Origin of the sequence: Streptomyces sp. PA03-5A, assembly GCF_033792725.1 — a bacterium.
GTDB lineage: Bacteria > Actinomycetota > Actinomycetes > Streptomycetales > Streptomycetaceae > Actinacidiphila.
Map to the genome: position 1 here is coordinate 118,248 of NZ_JARAVL010000025.1, position 20,421 is coordinate 138,668.

Annotated in this window: 14 protein-coding genes; 6 read left to right on the forward strand and 8 right to left on the reverse strand. The window is 73.2% G+C overall.

The genetic code is table 11. From position 1 onward, the window contains the following. Window positions 1-17 precede the first annotated feature (17 nt). From PV410_RS28810 to PV410_RS28820, 3 genes are all read left to right on the forward strand, one after another. Entirely contained in the window at window positions 18-2,027 is a 2,010-nt protein-coding gene (locus PV410_RS28810) for an N-6 DNA methylase (protein ID WP_500328680.1), read from the forward strand. 100 nt (window positions 2,028-2,127) lie between these two features. Continuing rightward, window positions 2,128-2,715 (forward strand): hypothetical protein, encoded by a 588-nt coding sequence (locus tag PV410_RS28815; protein ID WP_500328681.1) that lies wholly within the window; start codon window positions 2,128-2,130, stop codon window positions 2,713-2,715. After that, window positions 2,712-4,241: a protein kinase domain-containing protein gene (locus PV410_RS28820; protein ID WP_500328682.1), complete on the forward strand. Its 1,530-nt coding sequence runs from the start codon at window positions 2,712-2,714 to the stop codon at window positions 4,239-4,241. Before PV410_RS28815 ends, PV410_RS28820 begins: the two co-directional genes overlap by 4 nt. A gap of 10 nt (window positions 4,242-4,251) precedes the next feature. On the opposite strand, the gene PV410_RS28825 is transcribed toward PV410_RS28820, so the two are convergent. Further along, entirely contained in the window at window positions 4,252-5,637 is a 1,386-nt protein-coding gene (locus PV410_RS28825; RefSeq protein ID WP_500328683.1) for a polysialyltransferase family glycosyltransferase, read from the reverse strand. A 2-nt stretch (window positions 5,638-5,639) separates the two neighbouring features. Next, a complete protein-coding gene (locus tag PV410_RS28830; RefSeq protein WP_500328684.1) occupies window positions 5,640-6,608 on the reverse strand; it encodes a glycosyltransferase family 2 protein in 969 nt (322 codons plus the stop codon). 453 nt (window positions 6,609-7,061) lie between these two features. On the opposite strand from PV410_RS28830, the gene PV410_RS28835 reads away from it, so the two are divergent. Then, complete coding sequence (locus tag PV410_RS28835) at window positions 7,062-8,450, forward strand: glycosyltransferase family 29 protein (protein ID WP_500328685.1); 1,389 nt, start codon at window positions 7,062-7,064, stop codon at window positions 8,448-8,450. Beyond that, window positions 8,447-10,765 carry a glycosyltransferase gene (locus tag PV410_RS28840; protein ID WP_500328686.1) on the forward strand — a complete coding sequence of 773 codons (2,319 nt, stop codon included), beginning with the start codon at window positions 8,447-8,449 and terminating at the stop codon, window positions 10,763-10,765. Before PV410_RS28835 ends, PV410_RS28840 begins: the two co-directional genes overlap by 4 nt. Before the next feature lie 85 nt (window positions 10,766-10,850). Here PV410_RS28840 and PV410_RS28845 read toward each other — a convergent pair whose 3' ends face one another. The 5 genes from PV410_RS28845 to PV410_RS28865 form a co-directional block, all read right to left on the reverse strand. Next, complete coding sequence (locus PV410_RS28845; RefSeq protein WP_500328706.1) at window positions 10,851-11,966, reverse strand: acyltransferase; 1,116 nt, start codon at window positions 11,964-11,966, stop codon at window positions 10,851-10,853. 6 nt (window positions 11,967-11,972) lie between these two features. Next, a complete protein-coding gene (locus PV410_RS28850) occupies window positions 11,973-12,275 on the reverse strand; it encodes a hypothetical protein (RefSeq protein WP_500328687.1) in 303 nt (100 codons plus the stop codon). A 166-nt stretch (window positions 12,276-12,441) separates the two neighbouring features. Then, complete coding sequence (locus PV410_RS28855; RefSeq protein ID WP_500328688.1) at window positions 12,442-13,335, reverse strand: hypothetical protein; 894 nt, start codon at window positions 13,333-13,335, stop codon at window positions 12,442-12,444. Further along, window positions 13,332-14,162 carry a polyphosphate polymerase domain-containing protein gene (locus PV410_RS28860; protein ID WP_500328689.1) on the reverse strand — a complete coding sequence of 277 codons (831 nt, stop codon included), beginning with the start codon at window positions 14,160-14,162 and terminating at the stop codon, window positions 13,332-13,334. The genes PV410_RS28855 and PV410_RS28860 overlap by 4 nt, the downstream gene beginning before the upstream one ends. Continuing rightward, window positions 14,159-14,809 carry a DUF4956 domain-containing protein gene (locus PV410_RS28865; protein WP_500328690.1) on the reverse strand — a complete coding sequence of 217 codons (651 nt, stop codon included), beginning with the start codon at window positions 14,807-14,809 and terminating at the stop codon, window positions 14,159-14,161. The genes PV410_RS28860 and PV410_RS28865 overlap by 4 nt, the downstream gene beginning before the upstream one ends. 579 nt (window positions 14,810-15,388) lie before the next feature. Between PV410_RS28865 and PV410_RS28870 the strand changes: the two genes are divergently transcribed. Further along, window positions 15,389-16,474 (forward strand): acyltransferase, encoded by a 1,086-nt coding sequence (locus tag PV410_RS28870; RefSeq protein WP_500328691.1) that lies wholly within the window; start codon window positions 15,389-15,391, stop codon window positions 16,472-16,474. A gap of 85 nt (window positions 16,475-16,559) precedes the next feature. Here PV410_RS28870 and mfd read toward each other — a convergent pair whose 3' ends face one another. Further along, entirely contained in the window at window positions 16,560-20,108 is a 3,549-nt protein-coding gene (gene mfd, locus PV410_RS28875) for a transcription-repair coupling factor (RefSeq protein WP_500328692.1), read from the reverse strand. Between the last annotated feature and the right edge of the window lie 313 nt (window positions 20,109-20,421).

Below are 20,421 nucleotides of genomic sequence, written 5' to 3' on the forward strand. Positions count from 1 at the left end.
GGAAGGGAGCCAGCCAGGTGCCGGAGAACGCAAGCGAGGTGACCGCCGCCGGGATCGCGCGGCTGGCCGGGGTGGGGCGGGCGGCCGTCAGCAACTGGCGCCGCAGGCACGCCGACTTCCCCAAGCCCGTGGGGGGCACCGACACCAGCCCGGCCTTCGCGCTGCCGGAGGTCGAGAGCTGGCTCCGTGCCCAGGGCAAACTCGCCGAGGTCCCGCTGCGTGAACGGGTCTGGCAGCGGGCCGAGTCCCATCCCTCGGGCACCGCGGCCGCGCTCCGGCAGGCCGGCGCCGTCTGCCTGCTGGTCCGTGACCACCCCGCCGACGGGCCCCGGATGGAGGGCGCCGAGGCCGAGGACGCCGTACGGGACCTCTTCGAGCGGCACTTCGGCGGGCGGTTCGCCCTGGGCACCCCCGTCGACGCCGAACTGCTGCGCGGCGCCGCCGAGCTCGCCGCGGGAATGGGCCCGCGCCAGGCCTACGAGTTCCTGCTCGGACGCCACCTGGACGCCAACCCCCGGCAGTACACGCTGACCCCGGCCGCGCCCGCCGAGCTGATGGCCGCGCTCGCCGGCCCCGCCCGTACCGTGCTCGACCCCGCCTGCGGCACCGGCACTCTGCTGCGTGCCGTCGAGGCCCCGCACGAGGTGTACGGCCAGGAGGCCGACCCGGACCTGGCCGCGCTGGCGGCGCTGCGGCTGGCCCTGCACGCCGACCCCGCCGCCGTGGTGCGGGTCGCCGGCGGCGACAGCCTGCGCGCCGACGCCTTCCCCGGGCTCGCCGCCGACGCGGTGCTGTGCCACCCGCCGTTCAACGAGCGCAACTGGGGCCACGAGGACCTCGCCTACGACCCCCGCTGGGAGTACGGCTTCCCTGCCCGCACCGAGTCCGAACTCGCCTGGGTGCAGCACTGCCTGGCCCGGGTCCGGGAGGGCGGGACCGTCGTGCTGCTCATGCCGCCCGCCGCCGCCTCGCGCCGCTCCGGCCGCCGGATCCGGGCCGACCTGCTGCGGCGCGGCGCCCTGCGCGCGGTGGTCGCGCTCCCGGCCGGCGCCGCGCCCCCGTACGGCATCCCGCTCCACCTGTGGGTGCTGCGCAGGCCGGGCGCCGGCGCGGCGGCCTCCCCGCACCTGCTGCTGGTCGACACCGCGGGGTCGCAGGACGCGGCCCCCGGCGGCGAGAAGGTGCCCTGGCAGTCGGTGCGCGCCACCGTGCTGGACGCCTGGCACTCCTTCGACCGGCACGGCACCACGGAGGAGCGGCCCGGTGTGAGCCGCGCCCTGAAGGTCATCGACCTGCTCGACGACGACGTGGACCTGGCCCCCGCCCGCCACCTGCCGCCGCCCGCCGCGGGCGGCGGGGCGGCCGAACTCGCCGGGGTGCGCGACCGGTTGGCCGCCACCTTGCTGCGCACCGCCGAGCTCACCCCCGCCCCCGCCGGGGCGGCCGAGCCCTCCCGCTGGCCGCTCACCACGGTCGGCGAACTGGCCCGTGCCGGGGCGCTGGTGCTGCGCGCGGGCGGCACCGGGAGCGCCCGCCCCGGTGGCGGTCCCGCCGTGCTCACCGAGCACGACGTCCTCGGCGGTGGCGCGCCGAGCGGCAGCCTGCCCGAGGGGCCACCCGGGGAGGAGCCGGTCCTCACGCAGGAGGGCGACGTGGTCGTCCCGGTGCTCGGCCGGGGTTCGGCCGCCCGCGTCGTCGACGCCGCCACCGCCGGGGCGGCCCTCGGCCGCAACCTCCACCTGCTGCGCCCCGACCCGGCCGCCCTGGACCCCTGGTTCCTCGCCGGCTTCCTGCGCGGCACCGCCAACAACCGCCAGGCCAGCAGCTACGCCTCCACCGCGACGCGGCTGGACGTCCGCCGGCTCCAGGTGCCGCGGCTGCCGCCGGCCGACCAGCGCCGGTACGGGGAACGCTTCCGCACCCTGGCCGCCTTCGAGGAGACCCTGCGGCTGGCGGGACAGCTGGGTGAGCAGTTGGTGCAGGGGCTCTACGACGGGCTGACCGACGGCACGGTGCGTCCCGAATAGTTACGGGATCGGGTGACAGCCCGTCGGCGACGGCGGATACTCTCGCGATACCACCCGCAGCTGTCCTCCGCACTGATGTCCAGGGAGTACGAGAGCAGTGATGAACGGCCCCGGCCCGGTCCCGCCGTACCCACCCGCTCAGTCCAAGGCCACGGCGATCACGCTCCGTGCCATCTTCCTCACGATCACCGCGATCAGCTGCGGCTTCCTGTCCGGCCTCCCGCTGCTGCACCTGGCCATCCAGCGGCGCCGGACCATGGACTGGGTGTTCTTCTGGATCTGCACCGCGGTGAGCATCGCCTCCTTCGCGACCGTCGGCACGCTGCCGGAGGAGAGCCCCTGGACCGACGTGGCGATGCTCACCGCCATCGCCCTCGTCCCCCTGGTCGGCGTCCACTACCTGGTGGCCGACCTGGCGCTGCACCGGGCGGCCGCGGTGCCCGGCTACCCGTCGTACGCCACGACCGTGCCGTACGCCCCGCCGCACCAGCAGGCGCCGCCGCAGCCGCCGGTGGACTACAACCCCTACCGCACGACCCCGCCCCCGCCCGCCGCGCCGCAGGCCCCCGTGCCGCCGCAGTCGCCCGCACCCCCGCACCCGCACCCGCACCCGCCGCGGATCAACCAGGTGCGGGCCGAACTGGACGAGCTGAGCGACCTGCTGCGCAAGCAGGAGGGCGGTCAGTGAACGGACGGATCGTCGCCGGCCGTTACGAGCTGGCCACGGTCCTCGGTCAGGGCGGCATGGGCCAGGTGTGGACCGCGTACGACCGGCGGCTGGACCGGCGGGTGGCCGTGAAGCTGCTGCGCCCGGACAAGGTGGCCGGCGGCGGCGACGCCGAGGAACTGCGCCGGCGCTTCGAGCGGGAGTGCCGGGTCACCGCCCAGGTCGACCATCCGGGGCTGGTCACCGTCCACGACGCGGGCAGCGACGCGGACGAGCTGTACTTCGTCATGCAGTACGTGGAGGGCGCCGACCTCGCCGACCACCTCGCCGAGCACGACCCCTACCCCTGGCCCTGGGCGGTCGCCGTGGCCGCGCAGCTGTGCGCCGTGCTGTCGGCGGTGCACGCGGTGCCGATCGTGCACCGCGACCTCAAGCCCCGCAACGTGATGGTGCGTCCGGACGGCACCATGGTCGTCCTCGACCTCGGCGTCGCCTCCGTGCTCGACACCGACACGACGCGGCTCACCCACACCGGCACGCCCATCGGGACGCCCGCGTACATGGCGCCCGAGCAGGCGATGAGCGGCGCCGTCGGGCCCCGCACCGACCTGTACGCGCTCGGGGTGCTGCTGCACGAACTGGTCAGCGGCACCGTCCCGTTCGCGGGCGCCACGGCGCTCGGCGTGCTGCACCGGCACCTGTACGAGCAGCCCGTGCCGCTGCGGCAGGTGCGCCCGGAGGTGCCGGAACCGCTGGAGGCGCTCGTGCTGCAACTGCTGGCGAAGGACCCGCAGCACCGCCCGGCCGACGCCCAGGAGACCTACCGCCGGCTGGCGCCGCTGCTGCCGGTGCCCGGCGTCGTCCACCGCCCCCTCGGGCCGATGGACCCCACCCGCCCCTTCCTGCGTCCGCTCGCGCCCTGGCCCGACCGGCCGGCCGCCCCTTCGCAGCCCACCCCCGCCCCGGGCGCGACCGGGGCCCCCGCGGGCCACGGCATCGCGGAGGCCGTCGACGAGGTGAAGCGGCTGCTCGACGCCGGACGCATCACGCAGGCGGTCGACATCCTGGGCGGCGTGCTGCCGGCCGCCGCGGAGAAGCACGGCGAGCAGTCACCGGTGGTGCGGATGCTGCGCAAGCAGTACGCGGCCACGCTGATGGAGGACGGCCAGTACCGCCGCGCCCTGCCGGAGCTGCGCCGGCTCGCGGACGAACTGGCCGCCGAGTCGGGGCCGCTGGGCCGCCAGTCGCTGCAGTACCGCTACGAGGCCGCGCAGTGCCTGGAGCAGTTGGGCGAGGCCCCGGCGGCGCTCGCCGAGTACCGGGCGCTGCTGCCCTCCTTCGAGCAGTACCGCGCCACCGACCCGGAGCTTCCGCTGGAGGTGCGGCGCCGCATCGGCCACCTGCTGCTGTCGGTGGGCGACCGCATGGCCGCCCACGACGTGCTGTCCCGCCTGCTGTACGACTCCGACCGGGTGCACGGCCCGCACCACCCCTTCTCGCTGGAGGTACGGCGGACGCTGACCTGGCTGGGGCAGGTCGGGCGTTAGCGGCCGGCGCCTAACGCCGGGAGCGCAGGCGGCGGGCCACGCGCACCATGCGGCGCACGGTGGTGTTGCCGCGCAGCCGCTGGGCGGCGCTGAGCGGGCCGCCGCCGGGCAGCCCGAGCGAGGTGAGGCGGCGGCGCCGGAAGTAGTACTCGGTGTCCGGGCCGAGGTGGTCCCGCAGCCACGCCGCGGTCTCCTCACGCAGCCCGGGGTGCATCCTGGGCTGCATGCAGAAGCCCACGGCCCGTACGAGCGGGGCGAGTTCCCCGGCAGCGCCGCCCTGGGCACCCGGGGTGGCGACGTCGGGCACGAGGTGGTCGACGATGGTCAGCGGGACGCGGTTGCTGTTCTGGTACGGCGTGAGCCGGTCCAGCACCAGACGGGTCCCGGCCCGTGCGATCGCGACGTCGTAGTAGGCGCTCGCGGTGAGCATCGCGGTGGAGAAGCAGCCGACGACCAGCTCCGGCCGGCAGACCTCGTACAGCGTCTCGGCCAGCAGCGGGCCGTCCAGGACGCGCAGCCGCGCGCCCTCGGCGGCCGCGGCCTCCTCCATCGCCTTGGAGTAGCCGGCCGGCGCCGTGGGGTGGGGCTTGAAGACGATCGAGCGGTGACCCGCGGCGATCGCGCCGCGCACCATGGTGACGTGCAGCTCCTCTTCCTCCTGCGGGGTGAGGATGCGCAGGGCGGCGAGGTACTGGCCGAGCAGCACCGCGGTCGGCGGGTCCTGGGCGAGGGCGGTGAGCCGGGGGTCGTCCGCCGCCTCGACGGCGATCTCCTTGAGCACGGCCCTGAAGGCGTCGTCGGGGACGAGCTCGGGCTCCGCGCCGGTCTCCGCCAGCAGCAGCGGGCGCAGTCCGGGCACCAGGTCGAGGTGGAGGACCCGCTGGACGCGGTTGCCGAGGGGGCCCGGCAGCTTCTCACGGGTGGGCCCGTAGCTCATCAGGCCGTCCGCGTACACGTGGACGGCGCTCTCGGCGAAGATCGTGGCGAGCGCACGTGCCGGGTTGACCTGGATCGACTCCACGACGAGCTCGACGGGGACGTCGCCCAGGCCCCAGGAGTGCCGGAACAACCGCTGCCAGATGGAGCTCTCGTCCTCCAACGGGGCCCACTTGGAGGGCCGGTGCGGGTGGATCACCTCGTTCCACGAGACGACCTCGTCGAAGCGGGTGACGATCCGCTGGTACCCGTGCATGTCGGAGAGCTGGACGACCGTCTCGGGGACCGGGGCGTTGTTGCTCACCAGCAGGATGCGCCGGGTGCCGGTACGGGGCCCGAAGGCGCCGGCGTCCAGGGCGGCGGCGAGGGTCGCGGCGCCGTAGAGGGTCGAGACCTCGAAGATCTGGGCCCGGTCGTGGTTCATGCTCTCCTCAGCCCGTTCGGCCGTCGGCAGGGTCATCGTCAGGCCGCCTTCCGCGCGTCGGCGCGCAGCCGCTGGAGCACGTGGGCGCGCTGGACGTCCATCTCGGCGAGGGTCCGGTCCAGCACGTCCTGCGGCATGCGGGCCAGGGCGACGGCGGACTGCCGCTTGAGCTGCCTGCCGGTCCCGGCGTCGTAGCGCCGCACGTTGGACATGTGGAAGGCGATCAGCGCGCAGTAGGTGCGGACGATCTTGGGCAGGAAGCGCTCGGCCTCGCGGTCGGCGAGCACGTCGTCGAGTATCGCGTCGTGGGCGGGTATGAAGTCCAGCTGCCGGCCGTCGCTGATCTGGGTGAGCGAGTCGCTGACCCCGCGCCGGTAGAAGACCCCGACCGGGCGGATCACCGCGAAGGACCGGGCCGTCAGGTGCAGCCGCCAGACCCACTCGCGGTCCTCCGCGGTCCGCAGGCTGGTGCTGTAGCGCATGCCGCCGTCCTCGAAGAGCCTGCGGTGGTAGATCCCGGCCCAGACGAAGGGGTAGTCGACCATGGTCGACACGTGCGAGGGCGTGATCGCGTCGCGCGGGTCGAGCACGGCGTCCCAGCGCCTGGCAGGGGGGCGGTGCACGACCCGTTCGGTGCCGGTGGCCTTGACGTGCCCGGTGCGCACGAAGTCGCAGCCCAGCCGCTCGATGCCGGCGACGAGCTCGTCGAGGTAGCCGCGGGCGTACCAGTCGTCGCCGTCCAGGAAGGTCACGTACGTCCCGCCGGCCGCGTCCAGCCCGCTGTTGCGGGACTGGGCGACGCCCTTGTTCTGCTCGTGCCGGATCACCCTCATGCCCGGCAGCCGGCGCTCCCAGTGGTCCAGGATCTCCGGGGTGCCGTCCGTCGAGTGATCGTCGACGAGGATGAACTCGGTGTCCGCCCCCGCATTGTTGGCCAGCCCGCACAACATGTCGTGCGCATATGGCTGAATATTGCGGAAGGGGACGATTACCGAAAGTTTGGGCACCTGGGAATCCAGACAATCTCGACGCGGGCCACGGACTCCGGCCCCCCGGACGGTGCCGGAGGACAAGCGTATCGGACTAGATCCAGAGGGGGCGTCGGGAATGCTTCGGCAAGGTGAACGCAAGGAATACGGAATACGAACTCCCGCTTTTCCCCATGTCGCCCGCGACGCCCCCCGACCGCCGCCTTCCCCGTTCGCATCCGCTTATATCCTCGTTCACTTGAACGTCATATCCGCTCCCTATGGTGATCGCCTCCGCCCCATGTGCCGTGCGCGTGTCCATGTGCGTCGAGGTGCCCGGGCGGCGTCTGTTGATCCGCGCGGGAAACCCATGCAGTTCTCCCCAGCGGCCGTGTCATTGTTGGGAGCAGCATGGTCAAGTTCCGGGCTGGATGGCTCGAGAAAAGATTGGACAACTCCGCGGGCGCGGATATTCCGATCGCTTCGGTTTCCGTGGCCGAGTGCGTCCGGTCCTGTGCGGTCCACGGCGGCAAGCTCGCCAAGAACCTGGACTGGAGAAAGGGCCAGCTCGCCGAGGCGATCCGGGAACTGCTGGCCCGGTACGCGGCCGCGATGACGGATCCGGGTGACGCCGCCGCACTCACCGGTGGGAAGAGCACCTGGCCGAAGTCGAACCCCGAGGTCTTCGACGCCCTGCTCGAGGTGGGCAACAAGGCCGTGGACGTGCAGGGCGCCGACGAGCTGCAGCTCGCGACGCGCATCACCGAGACGGTCCTCGGCGTCCGCAAGCAGTCCCGGGCCGGCTGGCGCCTGCGGGCGCGCCTGATGGACGCGCTCGGCGACGACGCGGCCACCATCGCCGCGTACGAGCGCTTCCTGGCGCTGACCCCCAACGACGACCTCAACATCGCGGGCCGCATCACCAAGCTGCGGGAGAGCGGCGAGCGCCTCGCGCGGACGCTGCAGCTGCTCCAGCAGGAGGCCCCCGGCTCCCGTGAGTTCGCGGGCGTCCCGGAGACCGAGCTGTGGGCCGAGGGCCTGGCCCTCAAGGACGCCGGCGACTGGGAGCGCGCCGAGCCCCGGCTCGTGGCCGCGCTCGTCGGGATGAGCGAGCAGGAGGGTTCCGCCACCTCGGTGCGCGCGGCGCTGACCGACTACGTGAACCTCCGTCTGGAGCGGGACCGCGGCCGGCTGGCCGGCTCGACCCAGCTGCTCGAGCTGTACGCCGACGACCGCCGGCTGCGCGAGCTGGACCCGATCCCGGACCCGGCGCTGACCGGTTCCGAGATGGTCGGCCTCAGCGACTTCCGCAACCTCATCGCGGGGAAGACGATCTGTCTGGTCGCCAACTCCCAGCGGGTGGGCTCCAGCACGATGGGTCAGGAGATCGACTCCTACGACCTCGTCGTCCGCTTCAACTCGTACCGGATCGAGGCGCCGGCCACCGGCACCAAGACCGACATCCACGCGACGATCCACCTGCACAACTTCAACTGGGACAAGAAGGTCCAGACGCGGCTGGTCTTCAGCGGCAGTCACCACCAGTGGCGCAACTCGGTCCGCCGCCGCCTGGTCCCCGGCGCCCAGCGCTACGTCGGCGACCGCACGCTGCGCTGGCCGGTGCGCGAGATCGGCAGGATCGGCGAGGACGTGATGCCGTCCATCCCCACCAGCGGTTTCAACATGCTGTGGCTGCTGGACTTCCTGGACGTCAACCCGAAGATCGACCTCATCGGGTTCGACTTCTACGACAGCGGTGCCTACCGCCTGCAGGAAGCGATGAAGCTCCCGATCGCCACCGCGCACGGCTACGCGGACGAGAAGGAATGGGTCATGGCCCGCGCCCAGGACGTCACTGAAATGAGGATATCGCTCCGATGACCGCCTCTGTCCCGGTTCCGGCACCCCGGAGCGAAACGCTGACCGGCAAGCGCCGCGTCGCCTTCGCGTCGTACGTCGACGAGAACTACCTGCCCGGCTTCCTCGCCCTGCTGCGCAGCCTGGCCCTGACCAACCCCGGCCTCTGCGAGGACTTCGTCGTCCTCTACGACGACCTGCAGCCGGCCTCGGTCACCGAGATCCGCAAGCTGCACCCGCGCGTGGTCATGCGCCGTGTCGTCCCCGAGCGCTACGACGGCTTCGTCAAGGGCGACCCGGAGAACTACCTGATCCGCAAGGCGTACTTCATCCTCGACGTCTTCCGGATCCGCGACTACGACACGGTCATCACGCTCGACACCGACATGGTCGTCCTCGGCGACCTGGGCGAGCTGCTGCGGATGCGGCACGGCGTCGGCGCGGTGCCGCAGTTCCTGCTGGACCAGTCGAAGCTCAACAGCGGTCTGCTGGTCATCCAGAAGGAGTACCTCACCGACGAGTTCTGCGCGCAGATCGACGCCGTCGGCACCTCCGGCACGTACGAGCTCGACAAGCACGACCAGGGCATCCTCAACGCCCTGCTCGCGGGCAAGTTCGTCAAGATCGACCCGCGCTACAACTTCGTCAAGCGGCGGCTGTCCGGCGACCGCTCCCCCGACGAGGAAGACGTCGTCATCCTGCACTTCACCGGCCGTCACAAGCCGTGGAACGGCGGCGAGCACGGCTACTCGGGCGCCGAGGCGGCGTGGCAGGAGTACGACCTCCCCCACGCGGACTTCGTCGAGCGCTTCCTGGCCCTGGAGGACGAGAAGCACCCGGACCTGCTGATCCACTTCGGCCGCCACCTCGTGGCGAGCGAGGGCCGGCACGACGGCGTCCGCGAGGTCGCCGAGGCGTACCTGTCCAAGGGCCGGTACGAGGACGCGGTGGAGATCCTCGGCCGCTCCCCCATCCCGGCCGACGAGAGCCGTTCCCACGAGCTGCTCGGCCAGGCCCTGATGTCGACCTCCCGCTACGAGGAGGCCACGGCCCACCTGCTGCTCTCCACGGCCCACGCCCCGGCCGCCGCCCGCCCCTTCGGCCGGCTGGCGAACATGGCGTGGATCCTGGGCGACAACACGGCCTCCCGCGAGTACGCCCTGGCCGGCCTCAACGCGGACGTCAGCGACCGCGCCTGCCGGATCTCGTACGAGCGCGCGGAGGCGATCGCCGCCCGCCCGGCCGAGACCGGCACCCCCTCCGAGCAGCTGGCGCACGTGGCGTTCTACATGGAGCGCCAGGGCAACGCGGGCGACAAGATCCTGCCCGAGACGGTCCGGCTCTGCTTCGGCCCGGACACCGGTGACCGCGGCTGGCACTCCATCCACGCGCACAAGCTGTTCGACGAGGCGGCCCTGGAGCGGGTGAACTCCCGCCGCGGCCTGGTCATCGGCGGCGGCGGACTGTTCATCCCGGACACCTCGCCGAACGGCAACAGCGCCTGGCAGTGGAACGTGCCGGACCGGCTGCTGGAGAAGATCGACGTCCCGCTGGCGGTCTTCGCGGTGGGCTACAACGCCTTCGACGGCCAGTCGTACACGCGCCGCCGGTTCGAGGAGAGCCTGCGGCTGCTGGTCTCCAAGTCGGCGTTCTTCGGTCTGCGCAACCACGGCTCGGTGGAGAAGGTCCGCGCGCTGCTCCCCGCGGAGCTGCAGGACCGGGTGCTCTTCCAGCCCTGCCCGACCACCGTCTCCCGCCAGTTGGTGCCCGGCTGGCAGGACCCGGTCGAGCGGGACGACACGGTGCTGATCAACTGCGCCTACGACCGCGCCGGGCTGCGCTTCGGCCACGACTACGACCACTTCCTCCGGGAGATGGCCACCGCGGTCCGTGCCATCGGCAAGCACGCCGAGGTCCGCTACGCCGCCCACGCGCTGGACGACGAGCGCTTCGTCTTCGACCTGCGGCGTGAGTACGGCATCTCGCTGCCGGTCGAGCCGATGTACGACTTCGACACCGACCAGCTGCGCACCGCCTTCGCGCGCACCAAGCTGGTGATCGGCATGCGCGGCCACGCGGGCATGATCCCGTTCGGCTGCGGCACGCCCATCATCAGCCTGATCTCCCACCCGAAGATGGCGTACTTCCTGTCCGACATCGAGCGCCCGGAGTGGGGCGTCTCGGTCCACGACCGGAACCTCGGCGCGATCCTCGCGGAGCGCTCCATCGGCATCCTGGACAACCTGTCGGCGACCGTCGCCGACGTCCACGGGCGCCAGGAGGCGCTGTGGAAGGTGACGCAGGACAACGTGGCGAAGCTGAAGACCGTCCTCGGCTGAGCCTCCCGGGGGAACCGGTCCTTCAGGAGGGGCGCCGTGTCGCGACACGGCGCCCCTCCGTCACGTGCTCCGGCGCCTTCGGGGGTCAGCCCAGCCAGCGGTTGAGCCGCAGGCGCGTCCACAGCAGGCTGGCGGCGAAGGAGAGCACCACGGTCCCGGTCACCAGCAGCGTGATCATGAGGACGGCGCCCGGCCAGCCCGCGTCGGCGGAGACGAGGTGCGGGGCGAGCGCCCGCAGGAACATCAGGTGCACCAGGTAGGCGCCGAAGGCCGCACCGCCGAGCCGGGACACCAGCGGGCGGAGGCGCTCCGGGATGCTGATCCGGTTGAGGGCCATCACCAGCGCGCCCGCCAGGAACGGCACGGCGAGGCCCGCGTAGGGCAAGGGGTAGTGCACCCAGTGCTCGTACGCGACCACCGCGGCCCACGCGCAGACCCCGGCCGCCAGCCACCTCAGCCGCCGGCGGCGGCCGGTGGTGGCCGCGAGCGGCAGCGCGAGCAGCGCGGATCCGGCGGCGGCGTACGCGACCTGGTACGGGGACAGGTTCCACTCGAAGTCGGGCAGGTTGACGTGGAGGACCTTGCCGAGGTCGCCCATGAAGGTCGGCGCGATGGCCAGCAGCACGAGCAGGCCGCCCAGGCCCCAGGGCCGCTTGCCCGCCTTTATCAGCGCGGCGAGCGAGAGCAGCAGGATCACCGGCACGTAGGCGTACAGGTACCAGAGGTGGTAGGCGGGCTGGATCGAGCCGAACAGCGACTCGAAGGCCAGCCGCTGCGTGGGACGGGAGTTGGTGTCCCGGATCCAGTCCCAGGCGAGGTACGCGGCGGTCCACACGCCCATCGGCACCACGATGCGGGTCAGCCGTCTGCGGACCTGCGTGCCGTCCCGGGGGGTCGCGCCGACCAGCACGACCCAGCCGGCGATCGCGAAGAACAGCGGCACCGCGCACCGGGTCAGCCCGTCCGAGACGAGCCCGGTCCAGTAGACGGGCCGGCCGCCGGAGGGCTCGCGGCCCACGGCGTTGAGGAGCTGGCCGGCGGCGTGGCAGACGATGACACCGATGGAGCACAGGACGCGCAGCAGGTCGATGTCGTATCTGTGCTCACGCGGCCGGGCGACGGGCGTGGTGGAGACCTCGCTCGTCCCGGTCGCGTGACCGGCGGTGAGGGCGGGGGCGGCGGTGGTCGTCTGGGCGGAGATCGGCGGTCACTCCCGGGTGCGCTCGCGGAGCTCGGCCAGGGTCCGGCCGGGCCGCGGGATCGGATGGTCGTGGACGGGGGCCCGGTCCGTCATCGCGGGCACGGTGGTCAGCGGGCCGGTGGGTGGGGCGGCACGGCCGTCCGTGACCGCCGGCCCCCACGCGCGGTCCATCCGCTCTGCGAACCGGGCGATGTCGAACAGTTCCTGGACCCCCGTGTACCCCGTTTCCCCGGCTTCCTCGCCGGGCACGTCCGCCGACCCGGTCCGGCCCACGGCCTCCGGCACCTCGGCGAAGACGGCGATGTGCATGGATCCATCCCGGTCGCTGTCCGATATCACCTGCCCCGGCAGACTATGGGACGCCATGGGGGGAGGCGGGTGCGAATGTGGTGAACACCGGCGTTCCCGGGGTGGCGTCCAGGTGAACCTGGCGTGGGGACGCGCTAGCGCCGCAGGTCACAGGGGGTGCCGTTGGTCATGCGCGGTTCGTCGGGGTGGTGTCCGCCGCCCGGATGTAGTCGCCGACCAGTGCGCCGAGCAGGGCGCCGGCGAGGAGGTCGTCCCGTAGGTGGTCGGCGGTGTAGAGCCGGGCGTGCATCACCTGGACCTGCATCCAGCGGTACTCGGCGGCGCGCCGCGGGGCCCAGGCGGTGAGGACGGCGACGGCCGCGGAGGAGAGCGCCGCGGGCGCCGCCGGGTAGGCGCAGGCGCAATCGGCGGCCGGGGTGGCCTTCCGGGCCGGGCCCAGGGCGGGATCGAGGGCGGAGGGGCGGGACCGCCGGTAGTGCCCGGCGAGCCCGCCGCTGATCGTGCCGGCCAGCTCCAGCGCCGCGTCCAGGCGGACCCGGGCGGCCTCGCCCTCGGCGCGGGGCATCAGTTCGCGCCGGTCGTCCAGGTACAGGCGCCAGATGTCCCGCTCCCCGTGGGCGGCGAGCCACGCGGCGGCCGTCCGGCCGGCGGCGGTGCGCGTACGGGCGAGACGGCGGACCTCCCCGAGTCCGGCGGCGCGTGCGGCTTCCGCGGGCGGATCGGGCATCTGGTCCGCCGCCCAGCGGACGAACGCCGGGTCGTCGCGGGCGGTGCCGTGCCCCGACCGCCACCGGGCGTAGAGCGCGTCGGCGGCCCGCTGCTGCGCGTCGAGCCGCGTGGTCCAGCCGCGCAGTTCGGCGTCCGGGAACAGCGGGGGCGGCGGGTCCTGCTCGATCCGCCGCACCGCGCCGCCCGCCCCGGGGTCCGCGGGGGCGGTGACGTGGGTGCCGATCAGGCCGAGGACCGCCGCGGCCACGGCGGCGACGGCGACGGCCGGGTACCGACGGCCCGTGCGGGGGGCCCGGGAGCGGACCGGCGCCCTGCGGTGGGCCGTGCTCACCACGCGGGTCCGGCCGGGCCGGGGACCCGGGCCTCCGGTTCGGCGCGCGTGGGGGCGTGGAAGCAGTACCGCACCAGGCGGCGCACGTCGTTGCCGGGCAGGCCCGGGACGAGCAGGGCCTGTCCCACGACGTACTTGCTGAGCGGCAGCGGCCGTACCCCCAGGCCCATCAGCAGCCGGTCGGCGGCGCCCGGACGGGGTCCGCCCTTGGTCTCGACGAGGACGAAGCCGTGGTTCAGTGCGGCCGTCGCCCGGCCGCGGTGGCAGGTGAGCCGGCCGTCGAGGGTGACCCGGCTGCCGGCCGCCAGGTCGGCGAGGGCCGCGCGGACGTAGCGGATCTCCCCGGCGGGGGACAGCAGCCCGGAGCGGACCGGGACCCCGGCGGCGCCGAGCACGTCGTCGACGAAGGCGGCCGCCCCGGCGCCGATGAGGCCGTACTCCCGGGCGGCCACGGTGCGGGCGTGCTTGACCGTGGCGCCGCGGCCGTCCTTGGTCTTGACCTCGACGCGGCACAGCCCGTCCTCGACGTAGAGCCGGGTGCGGACCTTCCAGCGGCGCCTGCGCCCCTGCACATGCGCGTACCAGGCGCCGAGCCCGGCGGTGTCGAAGTACGTGCTGCGGTACCCGGTGGTGCGGCGGCCACCGACGTCCAGCACGTGGTGCGTCGGCGCCAGGGCGGCGACCAGGCAGCGCGCCGACAGGGCCGGCAGCAGGTACTTGCGGTCGACCCGGTGCTGCAGTGCCGCGGCGGCGTCGACCTCGGCGAGGGTCGCCCCGCGCAGCCGGGCCAGTCCCAGCGCCTCGGCGAAGCCCTCCGGGCCGGTCACACGAGCCTGCTCTCGAGCAGGCTGTCCTGGCCGCCCCGTCCGGCGGCAGCCGGCCCCGCACCGTCGTCCGGCAGCCCCCAGCCCAGGGGCGAGTCGCCGCGGTAGCGGACCGAGACCCGGGTCGTCTCGCGCACGAAGTCGACCTCGTCCACGAGCACCGCCAGCGGTTCCTGGCCGAACCTCAGCACGACTTCCCGGTGGATCGCCGCGGGGTCGGCGTACAGGCGGTCCAGGGTGAGGCGCACCACCCGGGTCGGCCGGTGGGCGTGCGGGTCGTCGACGACCAGGACGGCCGCGAGCACCAGCGCGTCCAGCGCCACGACGAACCAGATCTCCCGCTGCGGCAGGCCCCCGCACAGGGCGATCACCAGCGCCGTGAAGGTGTACGCGACGTCCCGGGCGGTGAAGGCGGTGCTGCGCAGCCGGACCAGGGAGAGCATCCCGAACAGCCCGAAGCCCACCCCGGCCGGGAACGAGCCCGCGCCCATCGCGCTCATCGCCGCGAACAGGCCGACGTTGAGCGCCGTCAGCACCAGCGGCATCTGCGGGGCCGGGCAGCCGCGCCGGTAGAGCAGGCCCACCAGCGCCATGAGGGACAGGACGTCCACTCCCCCGCGGGCGAGCAGGTCCCAGGGTCCGTGCGTCATGCGCGGCGCCGGGCGGGCGGGTGTGGTCCGGGCACGTGTTCCTCCGGGGGCTGGGTGGTGAGCCCGGGTCCCGGGGATCCGTCCATGGAAAGGGGGATGGGACGGCGGATCCCCGGGCCCGGGAGTCATCGGCGCGCGGGACGGACCACCGCGGCGGGGCGGGCGTCCCGGCGCCGTCCACCCACGCCGGACGATCCGTCCAGCGATGCCGGACGCTAGCCCCGCGCCCCCCGCCGGGCAAGCCGCCCACCGGTACCTCCGGACGCCGGGCCGAACGGGAAACACCAGGCGGGAAGAGGGGACCCGGCGCCACGCACGCGTTGCGGCCATCGGACAATGACACCCGAAGGGGTGAGGGGAAGCCCGCTCCGATGACGCCGGACGAACCCCCCGCCACATCAGGGCGAATCACGGGTGAACGGGCACCCCGCCGGGCGGCTCCGGCGGCACCCCGGGCCACCGCGGCCACCGCGGCCCCCGGCGCCGCCCGGCGGACCGAGACCGTTCCGATACCGCCAGGCCCCGGGGAGTTGGGCGACCGTTCGGTTCCACGACACCCGTGTGCCCGATCATCACGCGGTGTCGAATGAAACAGCCGTGCGACTGCCGTTGCAGCGCAGTTCCGCCTCCCCCGGGCACTCCGCCGACGCGCGGGAACACCGCTACGACATCGACCTGATGCGGTTGCTGTGCTCCGCCACCGTCATGCTGGGCCACGTGGGCTCCCAGTTCATCCGCTCGACCGGGAACGACGCGTCCCACGGGGCCGCGACGTACTGGGCGGGGCACGTGGCCGAGGCGGTCAACCCGTTCGCGGTGCCCATGTACTTCGCCATCGCCGGATGGGCGGTGCTGGTCGGCGCCCCGCCGCGGGACAGCGCCCGGATGTGGCAGAGGATCGTCCGCAACACCGTCCCGCTCTTCGCGTGGACGGCGGTCTACCTGGTGTGGGCCTGGCTCCGGGACCGCAACGAGCGGCCCATGACCGAGCTCGCGAGGGACTCCCTCATCGGCTCCGTGCAGCCCGCCTACCACCTGTGGTTCATGTACAACTACATCCCCATCATCGTGCTGCTCGCCTTCGCGATGCTGATCAAGGACGGCAAGCGGCCCTGGGGGCTGGGGGCGGTGCTGCTGGGCATCGCGGTCCTGCCGAGCGTCCTGGCCCTGGTCGGGGACCTGACCCACACCGACCTGCCCCCCGTGGCCTGGGGCTTCGGCACCTACTCCCTGGTGTACGCGGTCGGCGGCGCCATGCTCTTCGCCCTGCCGGCCGGCGCCGTCCCGTGGCGCCGGTGGCTGGTCGTACTGCTGCCGCTCACCATGGCCGGGTGCCTCTGGTACAACACGCGGGTCCACTACGTGATCCCCAACGCCCACCTCTTCGTGGCCGCGATGAGCGTCTGCGTCCTGCTGCTGGTCAGCCGGATCCGCATCCCGGAGCGTTTCCAGCCGCGCCTGAAGCACCTGGCCGGCGCGGCGCTGGGCGCGTACATGGTGCACGTGCTCTTCGTCGAGGAACTGGTCCACCGCGTGGTCTCGCCGGACCTGAGCGGACCGGTGGCCGCGGTGCTGCTGGTCGGGCTGGTCCTGGCGGTGATGGTGCTGTCGTTCTCCACCAGCCTGCTGTGGGGCCGGCTGAACCTGCGGCGCCTGCTGGGCTGAACCGCGGGAGGCCTCCGGAGCGAAAGGGCCCCGTCCGCGCACCTCGACCTCGCGCGGACGGGGCCCTCTCGCGTCCCTGGAGGCTTCAGCTGTCCAGGACCGTGGTCAGCAACTCCGCCGTCCACGCGAGCAGTTCCCGGCCGACCACCGGCTTGCCGCCGATCCGCGCCGTGGTGGGGCGCGGCACCAGGATCTGCCTGGCCGCCTGCTTCACGACCGTGCGGGGGTAGAGGCGGTTCAGCCGCAGCTCCTGCGACTCGCGCAACTCGACGGGCGAGAAGCGCACGTTGCTGCCCTGCAGGGTGATGTCGCAGACCCCCAGACGGCGGGCCAGCAGCCGCAGCCCGGCGACCAGCAGCAGGTTCTCCACCGGCTCCGGGAGCTTGCCGTACCGGTCGGTGAGCTCCTCGCGGACGGCCTTGACGTCCTCCTCGGAGTTCACCGCGGCGATCGACCGGTACGCCTGCAGACGCAGCCGCTCGCCGGGCGCGTAGTCGTGCGGGACGTGCGCGTCGACCGGCAGCTCGATCTTCACCTCCAGCGGGGCCTCCTCGACCTCGCCGCCGCCTTCCTCCAGGCCGGCCCGGTAGTCGGCCACGGCCTCGCCGACCATGCGGATGTACAGGTCGAAGCCGACGCCCGCGATGTGGCCGGACTGCTCGCCGCCGAGCAGATTGCCCGCGCCGCGGATCTCCAGGTCCTTCATGGCGACGTACATGCCGGCGCCCATCTCGGTGTGCTGGGCGATCGTCGCCAGCCGCTCGTGGGCGGTCTCGGTGAGCGGCTTCTCCGGCGGGTACAGGAAGTAGGCGTAACCGCGCTCACGGCTGCGGCCGACCCGGCCGCGCAGCTGGTGCAGCTGGGAGAGGCCGAAGTTGTCGCCCCGCTCGACGATGAGGGTGTTGGCGTTGGAGATGTCGATGCCCGACTCGACGATCGTCGTGGAGACCAGCACGTCGAACTTCTTCTCCCAGAAGTCCACCACGACCTGCTCCAGCGCCGACTCGCCCATCTGCCCGTGCGCGGTGGCGATCCGCGCCTCGGGGACCAGGTCGCGCAGCCGCGCGGCGGCCTTGTCGATGCTCTCCACCCGGTTGTGGATGTAGAAGGCCTGGCCCTCGCGCAGCAGTTCGCGGCGGACCGCGGCGGCGATCTGCTTCTCCTCGTACGGGCCGACGAAGGTCAGCACCGGGTGCCGCTCCTCCGGCGGGGTGGTGATCGTCGACATCTCGCGGATGCCCGTGACCGCCATCTCCAGCGTGCGCGGGATGGGCGTGGCGGACATGGTCAGCACGTCGACGTTGGCGCGGAGCTTCTTCAGCTGCTCCTTGTGCTCCACGCCGAAGCGCTGCTCCTCGTCGACGATGACCAGGCCCAGGTCCTTGAACTTGGTCTCCGACGAGAACAGGCGGTGGGTGCCGATGACGACGTCCACGGACCCCTCGCGCAGGCCCTCCAGGACCGCCTTGGCCTCGCTGTCGCTCTGGAACCGGGACAGCGCCTTCACCACGACCGGGAACTGCGAGTAGCGCTCGGAGAAGGTGCCGAAGTGCTGCTGCACCAGCAGTGTGGTGGGCACCAGGACGGCGACCTGCTTGCCGTCCTGCACCGCCTTGAAGGCCGCCCGCACCGCGATCTCGGTCTTGCCGTAGCCGACGTCGCCGCAGATCAGCCGGTCCATCGGGACCGACTTCTCCATGTCCTCCTTGACCTCGGCGATCGTCGTGAGCTGGTCCGGGGTCTCCGCGTACGGGAACGCGTCCTCCAGCTCCCGCTGCCAGGGGGTGTCCGGCGCGAAGCTGTGGCCGGGCGCGGCCATGCGGGCGGAGTACAGCCGGATCAGGTCCGCGGCGATCTCCTTGACCGCCTTCTTCGCGCGCGCCTTGGTCTTCGTCCAGTCCGCCCCGCCCAGGCGGTGCAGCGAGGGCGCCTCGCCGCCGACGTACTTGGTGATCTGCTCCAGCTGGTCGGTCGGCACGAACAGCCGGTCGCCCGGCTGGCCCTTCTTCGCGGGGGCGTACTCGACCACCAGGTACTCGCGCGTGGCGCCCTGGACGGTGCGCTGCACCATCTCCACATAGCGGCCTACGCCGTGCTGCTCGTGCACGATGAAGTCGCCCGCCTGCAGCGTCAGCGGGTCGATGGTCTTGCGGCGCCGGGACGGCATGCGGCCCATGTCCTTGGTGGAGGACTTCTGGCCGGACAGGTCGGTCTCGGTGAGCACCGCGATCTTCAGGGCCGGGTCGACGAAGCCGCTCTCCAGCGAGCCGCAGGCCACATGGACCACGGAGGGCTCGACCGGCCCGTCCAGCCCCGTGTCGAGGCGCGCGGCGATGCCCTCGTTGCCCAGCACCTCCACGATGCGGGCGGCGGGACCGTGGCCCTCGGTGACGTAGACCACGCGCCAGCCGTCGGCGAGCCAGCCCTTGGTGTCGGCCAGCGCCCGGGCGGTGTCGCCCCGGTAGACCTCGGGGGCGTGCATGCCGAGCTTGAGGGTGTCGCCCTCGTCGTCCGGTGTTCCCTCGTCCGCCGCGAACGGGCTCACCGACCACCAGGGGACGCCGAGCTCACGGGCCCGGTCGCGCACGTCGGCGATGCTCCACAGCGAGGCCGCGCCCAGGTCGATCGGGGCCTCACCGCCCCCGGCGGAGGCCGCCCAGGAGGCCTCCAGGAACTCCCGGCTGGTCGCCACGAGGTCGGCGGCCCGGGTACGGACCCGCTCCGGGTCGCAGACCACGGTCATCGACCCGGCCGGCAGCACGTCCAGCAGCAGCTCCATGTCGTCCACCAGCACCGGGGCGAGGGACTCCATGCCCTCCACGGCGATGCCCTGGGCGATCTTGTCCAGCAGTTCGCGCAGCTGCGGGTGCTCCTCGGCCAGCTCGGCGGCGCGCGCCCGCACCTCGTCGGTGAGCAGCAGCTCCCGGCAGGGCGGCGCCCACAGGCCGTGCTCTGCGACCTCCAGCGAGCGCTGGTCGGCCACCTTGAAGTAGCGGATCTCCTCGACGTCGTCGCCCCAGAACTCCACCCGGAGCGGATGCTCCTCGGTGGGCGGGAAGACGTCCAGGATCCCGCCGCGCACGGCGAACTCGCCGCGCTTCTCCACCAGCTCCACCCGGGCGTACGCGGCGGCCGCCAGGGCGTCCACGACGTCGTTCAGATCGGCGGTCGTCCCGGTGCGCAGGGCCACCGGGACCAGATCGCCCAGACCCTTGACCTGCGGCTGCAGCACGGAGCGGATCGGTGCGACCACGACGCGTACCGGGCCGGCGGTCGGGTCGTCCTTGCTGGGGTGCGCCAGCCGGCGCAGCACGGCCAGGCGGCGGCCCACGGTGTCCGAGCGGGGCGACAGCCGCTCGTGCGGCAGCGTCTCCCAGGCCGGGTACTCCACGACGGAGTCCTCGGGCAGCAGCGACTGGAGGGCCGCGACCAGGTCCTCGGCCTCACGGCCGGTCGCCGTCACCGCCAGCAGGGTGCGGCCGGCGCGGGCCGCGAGCGCGGCCAGGGCCAGCGGGCGGGCGGCGGGCGGACCCACCAGGTCGACGTGCGGGCGGTTGCCGTCCGCGGCACCGCGGACCGCCTCCGCGAGCGCGGGGTCGTCCACGACGACGTCGAGCAGACCGTTCAGGCTCATGTGGCTTTCCGTCCCAGAGGCAGACAGGCGGGGCAACGCGAACAGCCCGACGCGTCGAACGAGCCGGGGTGTCCCAGCGTACGACGCTCCGCGGACACCCGGCGCCGCAACCTGTCCGGGGTCGTTTGCGCGCGGGCCCCCGGGGTGGCCGTGGGGGGGTGCTCCCACCCTCCCGCCCGATTGCCCGGCGCGGTCAGTGACCGCCTCGCGCGGTCGTTGTGGGGTCGGTGCCGCGCCGGCGTACGCCCCCAGCCTTCGGCCGGGGGGACCCCCACCTCGGGGCTCGCGGTTCACCCCCACGTCATTCGGCGCC

Bases quoted from the DNA above. Each gene is read 5' to 3' on its own strand.
- PV410_RS28825 (WP_500328683.1), bottom strand. From the start codon at position 5,637: ATGACCCTGCCGACGGCCGAACGGGCTGAGGAGAGCATGAACCACGAC.
- PV410_RS28815 (WP_500328681.1), top strand. From the start codon at position 2,128: ATGAACGGCCCCGGCCCGGTCCCGCCGTACCCACCCGCTCAGTCCAAG.
- mfd (WP_500328692.1), bottom strand. From the start codon at position 20,108: ATGAGCCTGAACGGTCTGCTCGACGTCGTCGTGGACGACCCCGCGCTC.
- PV410_RS28850 (WP_500328687.1), bottom strand. From the start codon at position 12,275: ATGCACATCGCCGTCTTCGCCGAGGTGCCGGAGGCCGTGGGCCGGACC.
- PV410_RS28865 (WP_500328690.1), bottom strand. From the start codon at position 14,809: ATGACGCACGGACCCTGGGACCTGCTCGCCCGCGGGGGAGTGGACGTC.
- PV410_RS28840 (WP_500328686.1), top strand. From the start codon at position 8,447: ATGACCGCCTCTGTCCCGGTTCCGGCACCCCGGAGCGAAACGCTGACC.